This is a genomic window from Acidobacteriota bacterium (assembly GCA_030774055.1).
In the GTDB taxonomy this organism is placed as follows: Bacteria; Acidobacteriota; Terriglobia; order Terriglobales; family Acidobacteriaceae; genus JACPNR01.
Genome location: JALYLW010000020.1, coordinates 1 through 7,370, shown reverse-complemented (window position 1 = coordinate 7,370; position 7,370 = coordinate 1). Strand labels below are relative to the sequence as shown.

Sequence of the window (7,370 nt, the reverse complement as noted above, 5' to 3'; positions counted from 1 at the left end):
TAGCCACTGCTCTTAGAAGCCACCCATGCCGCCGCCGTGGCCGCCCTGCATCGCCGCGTCCTTGCGCTCGTCCGGGATCTCCGCGACCAGCGCTTCGGTGGTGAGCATCAGCGCCGCGATCGAGCCGGCGTTCTGCAACGCGGTCCGGGCAACCTTGGTCGGGTCGATGACGCCGGCCTTGATCAGGTCCTCGAACTGGTCGGTCTGCGCGTTGTAGCCGTAGCCCGGGTCCTTCGAGTCGCGGACTTTGCCCACGATGATGGCGCCCTCTTCGCCGGAGTTGGCAACGATCTGCCGCAAAGGCTCTTCGAGTGCGCGCTTCACGATGATGGCGCCGGTCTGCTCATCGCCATGCAGCGACTTGGCCAGCTTGTCCACCGCCGGGATGCAACGCACCAGCGCCACGCCGCCGCCGGGCACGATGCCCTCTTCCACGGCCGCGCGCGTTGCGTGCATCGCATCTTCCACGCGAGCTTTCTTTTCCTTCATCTCGGTCTCGGTCGCAGCGCCCACTTTGATCACCGCCACGCCGCCCACGAGCTTTGCCAGGCGTTCCTGGAGCTTCTCGCGATCGTAGTCGCTGGTGGTCTTGTCGATCTGGGCGCGGATCTCTTTCACCCGTCCCTCGATCTCGGCCGACTTGCCCTTGCCCTCGATGAGCGTGGTGTTGTCCTTGTCGATGACCACGCGCTTGGCGCGGCCCATGTCCTCGAGCTTGATGTTCTCGAGCTTCAAGCCCAGGTCCTCGGTGATGGCCTTGCCGCCGGTCAGGGTGGCAATGTCTTGCAGCATCGCCTTGCGACGATCGCCGAAGCCCGGCGCCTTGACGGCGATGGCTTGCAGCGTGCCGCGCAGCTTGTTGACGACGAGGGTGGCAAGCGCTTCGCCTTCCACGTCCTCAGCGATGATGAGCAACGGCTTGCCGGCGCGCGCGATCTGCTCTAACAACGGCAGCAAGTCTTTCATCGACGAGACTTTCTTCTCGTAGATGAGGATGTACGGGTCCTCGAGCACGGCTTCCATGCGCTCCGGATCGGTGACGAAGTAGGGAGACAGGTAGCCGCGGTCGAACTGCATGCCTTCCACGACCTCGAGCTGCGTTTCCATGGTCTTCGATTCCTCGACCGTGATCACGCCGTCCTTGCCGACCTTCTTCATCGCTTCCGCAATGATCTTGCCGATGGTCTCGTCGTTGTTCGCCGAGATGGTGCCCACCTGCGCGATCATGTCGCCGGAGACGGGCTTCGAGAAATCGTCGAGCGCGCCCTTCTTGCGGTTTCCATCTTTATCTAATGACCCGCAGACGGCGGTGACCGCCTTCTCGATGCCGCGCTTCAGCGCCATCGGATTCGCACCTGCCGCGACGGTCTTGACGCCCTCGCGGTAGATGGCCTGCGCCAGCACGGTGGCGGTGGTGGTGCCGTCGCCGGCGACGTCAGACGTCTTCGACGCGACTTCGCGCACCATCTGCGCACCCATGTTCTCGAGCGTGTCTTTCAGCTCGATCTCTTTCGCTACGGTCACGCCGTCTTTGGTGATGGTCGGCGAACCGAACTTCTTCTCGATCACGACGTTGCGGCCCTTCGGGCCGAGCGTCACTTTTACGGCGTCCGCGAGTACGTTGACGCCGCGGAGAATAGCCTGACGGCTTTCCTCACCGTGAACAATCTGCTTTGCCATTTGTAAATCTCCTTACGATTTGTGTAGCGCCGGCGTCTCGCCGGCTGTGTCGCGGGCGTCTCGCCCGCGGCCGTTGAACGTTTTCAAACCGTTTCGCTCTTAAGCTCTTGGCTCTTAGCTCTTGGCCAAAAGCCAAAGGCCAATCGCCAACAGCGGGTTTCCTACCGCCGCGAAGATGCCGCGTGCTTCTCGTGTTTCTCCGCCGGCTTTGCCGCTCCGCTCAGGATGCCGAGGACTTCTTCCTCGCGCATGATGAGCAGCTCTTCGCCGTCGATCTTGATCTCCGTGCCGGAGTATTTGCCGAACAGGATGCGGTCGCCGGCCTTTACGTCGAGCGGACGCACCTTGCCGTCTTCATTGCTCTTGCCTTTGCCAACGGCGATCACTTCGCCCTCTTGCGGCTTTTCCTTCGCCGTGTCGGGGATGATGATGCCGCCGCGTACCGTTTCGCCCTCTTCGATCCGCCGTACCAGAACGCGGTCGTGCAGGGGAGTAAGCTTCGTAGCCATGCTGGTGACTCCTTTCAAGATGTTTCAAACTGAAGTTTGATTTGCGGCTCGGGTGACGTTCGCGAACCTCAGCCCGGGCCGCGAGAACCAGCGCAAGTCCTTATGCACCAGTCACTTATGAGAGCCCTTGGTGCTACAACCGGAAAATGATGCCTTGGTTCACTTCTGCAGCCCCACCATGTCAAGCTCAACCGCTGTGGAAACCATTGATATGGAAGGTGTTGCGGGTGTTCCCGGGGCGATTCAGAGTCTTAGCACTCTGCTGCTCCGAGTGCTAATTATGGGATATGAGCAGGAGTATGTCAAGTCGCAAGGCCGCGTGGATTGGGCGCGCGAGGGATGTTCGATGGCGACACGCAGTTTCGCGTCACGGTCTAATGGATATAGAGGTACGATGGGCGCGGGCCCAGTGGCACCATTGGCAGCACTGGCATCAAAAACCCATCCCATCCAAAGCGTGACGTCTTGCAGGCTCGCGGACAATCCCGGCTAGCTCGTCCTCTCTACTCCTGCTGCTCCTTCCATATGAATGCGGTCTATGCGCTGGCACTGGTGTTGATGCTGCTGGCGCTGGGGATGGGTGTTCCGGCGCGCGCGCAGAATGCCGCCGGGCACGAGAGTGGCGTCCTGTTTCCGGAGATGGCGCAGCCTCCCGTGCCAGTGGACGAGGTGGCGCGCGACGTTGTGGACCTGCCGCGAATACCGAGCGGCCTGCCCGCGGCGGAGCCGGCACTGGGCGCCGAGCTGGCGCAGAAGATCGCGGCCGAGCGGAAGGTGGAACCGAAGTACGACGTGGGGCGCATCGGGATGCGCGGCGTGGGCGGCGGCGTGAACTTCTACTCCATCGAGCGCGAGACAGCGATGGGGCGCGAGCTGGCCGGCCAGGTGGAAGGGTCAGCGCGCCTGCTGAACGATCCGGTGGTCACCGAGTACGTGAACCGGCTGGGGCAGAACCTGGTGCGCAACTCCGACGCGCGCGTGCCGTTCTTGATCAAGGTGATCGATTCGGAGGAAGTGAACGCGTTCGCGCTGCCCGGCGGCTTTTTCTATGTGAACAGCGGGCTGATCCTGGCGGCGGACAACGAAGCTGAACTCGCGGGCGTGATGGCGCACGAGATCGCGCACGTGGCGGCGCGGCACGCGACCAAGAACGCGACCAGGTCGGAGATCTTCAACCTGGCGTCGATCCCGCTGATCTTCATTGGCGGGCCGGCGGGCTACGCGGTGCGGCAGGCGGCGAGCCTGCTCGTCCCCATGAGCTTCCTGAAATTCAGCCGCAATGCGGAGCGCGAAGCTGACCTGCTGGGCATGGAGTACATGTACGCGGCGGGATACGATCCGGGAGCGTTCCTGGAATTCTTCGAGAAGCTGGACGCGCGGGTGAAAGAGAAGCGTTCGTTTTTGGCGAAGGCGTTCGCGACGCATCCCATGACCGGTGACCGGATCAGGGATGCGCAGAAGACCATCGACCGCTACCTGCCGGAGCGCGACCAGTACGTGCTGACGACGAGCGAGTTCGAGCAGGTGCGCGGGCGGCTGGCGACGCTGCGATCGCGCCGGATGATCGATGTGGGAGAGGGCAGCAGGCCGACGCTGCGCAAACGCTCGAGCGGCGGCGGAAGCGGGCCTGTCCTGCGAACGCCGGAGAAGCCGGGCGCAAAGGCGTCGACGACGGAGAAAGACCCCCCGACGCTGCGGAAACCTGACTGACCTACCCCAGAGCACGCCGGCGCTCACCGGTAGTGAATGACTCCATGCGGCGGCTGACGCGGGCCTGATGGCCAGCTCTTCCACCACTGCGCGGCGCGCACGCTTCGGCCGGCTCTCTCCCACACCAGCAAAACGGCTCCCTTCGACTTCGCTCGGGGCAGGGTGAGAACGTGGGGCACCCACATTTACGTGACCCACCCGGCGCGGTAAAATAGCGGCACATCCTTTATGAAGAGACTCTTGCTGATCGCGGTGGTGGCGGGACTGTGCGCGCTTGCGGGCGCGGGCGACAAGAGCTACGCCGAATTGAAATTCGTGGTGTTGAAGGACACGAATGGCAAGCCGGTACGCAATGCGAGCGTGATCCTGCATGCGGTGAACAAGAAGGGCAAGCAGGAAAAGGGCGGCCTGCAGCTCAAGACCAATGCCGAAGGCCAGGCCAGTTACAGCGGTATGCCGTTCGGCAAGCTGCGGATCCAGGTGATCGCCACCGGATACCAGACCTTCGGCGAGGACTACGACATCAACCAGCCGGTGATGGAGATCAGTATCCGAGTGAAAAAACCGCAGGAGCAGGTGACGATCTACGACGAGAAGAAAAAGTAGCCGTCCTGAGTTTGGCGGGCCGCGCGCAGAGCGCGGCCTTCTTGTTTTTAGGCTTACCCCGGTCACTGAGGATGACTCTCTTGGCAGGGCGGTGCCGGTCATGTGGCGGTAGCCGGCGAACGATTGCAGATCCTCCGCTCGGGCTAAAGCCACTCGCGAAGGATGACAACCTACTTTGAACACGTTGTCGCTCGGCGACCGGCGGGCCAGTGCGGGCGGCAACAACAGGTCCCTCGCCGCCCGGGATGACCCGCGAATCGTTACAGCAGGCTGCGCAGATCACGGCGCAGGATCTTGCCGGAGGGATTGCGCGGGATGGAGGCGACGAAGTGGACTTCCTGCGGTTGTTTGTATTTCGTCAGGCGGTCGGAGACCCAGGCGCCGAGTTCGGTGGCGAGCTTGGCGGAACCGGGGTCGCCATCGCGCAGGCCGCTCCTTAGAACGACGAAGGCGATAGGGAGTTCGCCGGCGGCGAGGTCGGGACGTCCGATGACGCCGACGTCGCGCACGTAAGGATGCTCGAGCAGGCAGGCTTCGACCTCGGCGGGCGCAATGGGGAAACCCTTGTACTTGATCATCTCTTTACGCCGATCGACGATCTGGAAGAAGCCGTTGCGATCGACGCGAGCGACATCGCCGGAGTGATACCAGCCGTCCTGGAGCGCCGACGCAGTCGCGTCGGGAGCGTTCCAATAGCCGAGCATGAATTGCGGGCCGCGCATGAGGAGTTCGCCGGTGTTGGGTTGCGGGTCTTCGGAAGACCTGAGATGCTTCGCGACCGATACCCCAGCTCTTGCCACCCCAGCAAGCGAAAAGCGCGCTTGCTGGGGGCCTCGGTTCAGCGCTGGGGTCCCTCGGTCACTCAGCATGACCCCTTGAGGGTGTGAGCTGTCCAATCCCCCTCGGTCACTCAGCATGAGCCCGCCGGCGTGGGTGACGTCGACTTCGGTGCCGTTGTCGAGCAGGAGTTTGCACTCGGTCTCGGCGACGAGGTGTCCGATGGTGTCAGGCCGATAGAGTGCGGGCTCGATGAAGCCCACATGGGTGACGGGCGAGGCTTCCGTCATGCCGTATCCCTGGGCGACGGGGATGCCGGTGAGTTCGGCGAAGCGGCGTGGAAGCTCGGGCGCGAGCGGCGCGGCGCCGGACTTGGTATAGCGCACATGATGGTCGCGCGGAAACTTGCCCGCCTCGGCGGCGACGCAAAACGCGTTCATCACCGGCGGGACCATGGGGAGCCAGGTGATGCCTTCGCTGGCGATGAGCCCGCAGGCACGATCCACATCAAAGCGCGGCATGAGGACGAGTGTGCCGCCGAGCGCGAGCACGGGGTTGAGCAGCACGTTGAGTCCGTAGATGTGGTAGAGCGGGAGGAAGCAGAGCGTGACGTCGTCGGGAGTGGGCGAGGCGAGTTCGTTGGGACGGATGAACTGGTAGACGTTGGCGACAAGATTCTGGTGGGAGAGCATGACGCCCTTGGGCAGTCCGGTCGTCCCACTGGAATAAGGAAGCGCGGCGAGGGTTGCGTTGGCGGGCTGCTCGGGTTGGGGCAGCGGATGCGAGTTGGGCTTGAGCAGGTCGCTGAACGGAGCGGCGCCGGGCACGGCCTGGCGCGTGGTGAAGACGCGCTGCAATGCGGGCAGGCGCGCGAGGTCCATATCCTTTATCTGGCAGCCGTCCGTGATCAGGAGTGCGGCGCCAGAGTTCTCGAGCTGGTACCGGACCTCGCGCTCGCGATAACTCGGATTCAGCGGGGTGGGAATGCATTGCGCGAGCGTGGCAGCGTGGTAGGCGGCGGCAAACTCCCACGCGTTCGCGTGGTAGATGGCGATGACCGAGCCGGGCGTGGTGAGCGCGGCGAAGTTGCGGGCGATGCGCTCGACCAGGTCTCCGTATTCGGCATAGGTGATGCGGCGCGGGTTGGAGGCGTCATTGTTCGAGGTGTCAATGATGGCCGTCTTCGAGCCGAACTGGCGGCATGCGGTAAGGATGGCGTCGTGGAGAAAGACGTCTTGGTAAGGGTGGGAGAGCTTGCGCATGGGAAGAGTGATAGTACCAAGTACCGAGGCGGCACGCGAAAGTCTGGTTGCGATAGGGGTTCCTCGACTCGCTCGGAATGACAAAACAAATCAGCGGGAGTTGAGGACCTTGAGGAAGTCGGATTCGGTGAGTGAGTACTTGAAGGCTTTCTTGCCGTCGATGACCACGACCGGGACCTCGAGGTCGTAGCGCGCTCGGAGATCGGGGTCGGAATCGATGTCGACCTCGCGCAGGTTGAATTCGGCGTGGGCGCGGGCGCGGGTGAGCGTGGCCTTGACCTCGTCGCAGAGGTGGCAGCCGGCGCGGGTGTAGAGAGTGACGTCCATGAGGGGATGACAGATTGTAGATTGCAGAATCGCGGAAGTTCTTAGAAGATGCAAGGTTCGATGACGACTCACGAAAAATACGGTGCGACCCAAGGATCCCAGACTGGGGCGCCCACAGCGTCGTCTTACAGCCTGGGCGAGTACACCATGGGCGAGTTGATGGTGGCGGCGGCGGCGCGGGAGATACGCGACCGCGAGGTGGTGTTCGTGGGGATGCGGCTGCCGCTGATCGCGTTCATCGTCGCCAAGAAGACGCATGCGCCCGAGGCGATCGGGCTGTTCGAGAATGGGGTGATCCGCGCGACGCCGTCGGCGGAACTTATCTATACGATGGCGGACCCTCCCAACATCTATCAGGCGACGCAGTGCCTGGACATGCTGGGCGTGATGAGCCTGCTGCAGAGTGGACGCGTGGACCTGGGATTCCTGGGCGCGGCCGAGGTGGACCGGTTCGGAAACCTGAACTCGACCGAGGTCGTAGCCGAGCGCGGGCGGGACG

The 7,370-nt window shown here is 63.2% G+C and carries 7 protein-coding genes; 3 read left to right on the top strand and 4 right to left on the bottom strand.

Annotation, left to right across the window (positions count from 1 at the left end; genetic code table 11):
• Positions 1-12: 12 nt before the first annotated feature.
• Both groL and M3P27_01850 read right to left on the bottom strand, forming a co-directional pair.
• Positions 13-1,680 (bottom strand): chaperonin GroEL, encoded by a 1,668-nt coding sequence (groL, locus tag M3P27_01855; protein ID MDP9267054.1) that lies wholly within the window; start codon positions 1,678-1,680, stop codon positions 13-15.
• Positions 1,681-1,841: 161 nt separating this feature from the next.
• Positions 1,842-2,189: a co-chaperone GroES gene (locus tag M3P27_01850; GenBank protein ID MDP9267053.1), complete on the bottom strand. Its 348-nt coding sequence runs from the start codon at positions 2,187-2,189 to the stop codon at positions 1,842-1,844.
• 525 nt (positions 2,190-2,714) lie between these two features.
• Between M3P27_01850 and M3P27_01845 the strand changes: the two genes are divergently transcribed.
• Together M3P27_01845 and M3P27_01840 are read left to right on the top strand one after the other, a co-directional pair.
• Entirely contained in the window at positions 2,715-3,899 is a 1,185-nt protein-coding gene (locus M3P27_01845; GenBank protein MDP9267052.1) for a M48 family metallopeptidase, read from the top strand.
• A gap of 228 nt (positions 3,900-4,127) precedes the next feature.
• Entirely contained in the window at positions 4,128-4,505 is a 378-nt protein-coding gene (locus tag M3P27_01840; GenBank protein ID MDP9267051.1) for a carboxypeptidase-like regulatory domain-containing protein, read from the top strand.
• A 260-nt stretch (positions 4,506-4,765) separates the two neighbouring features.
• Here M3P27_01840 and M3P27_01835 read toward each other — a convergent pair whose 3' ends face one another.
• Positions 4,766-6,544, bottom strand: a complete 1,779-nt coding sequence (locus M3P27_01835) for an AMP-binding protein (protein MDP9267050.1) — start codon at positions 6,542-6,544, stop codon at positions 4,766-4,768.
• Positions 6,545-6,634: 90 nt separating this feature from the next.
• Positions 6,635-6,871, bottom strand: a complete 237-nt coding sequence (locus M3P27_01830; GenBank protein ID MDP9267049.1) for a glutaredoxin family protein — start codon at positions 6,869-6,871, stop codon at positions 6,635-6,637.
• A gap of 60 nt (positions 6,872-6,931) precedes the next feature.
• Here M3P27_01830 and M3P27_01825 point away from each other — a divergent pair.
• The coding region (locus M3P27_01825; GenBank protein MDP9267048.1) for a hypothetical protein at positions 6,932-7,370 on the top strand (439 nt) is incomplete at its 3' end.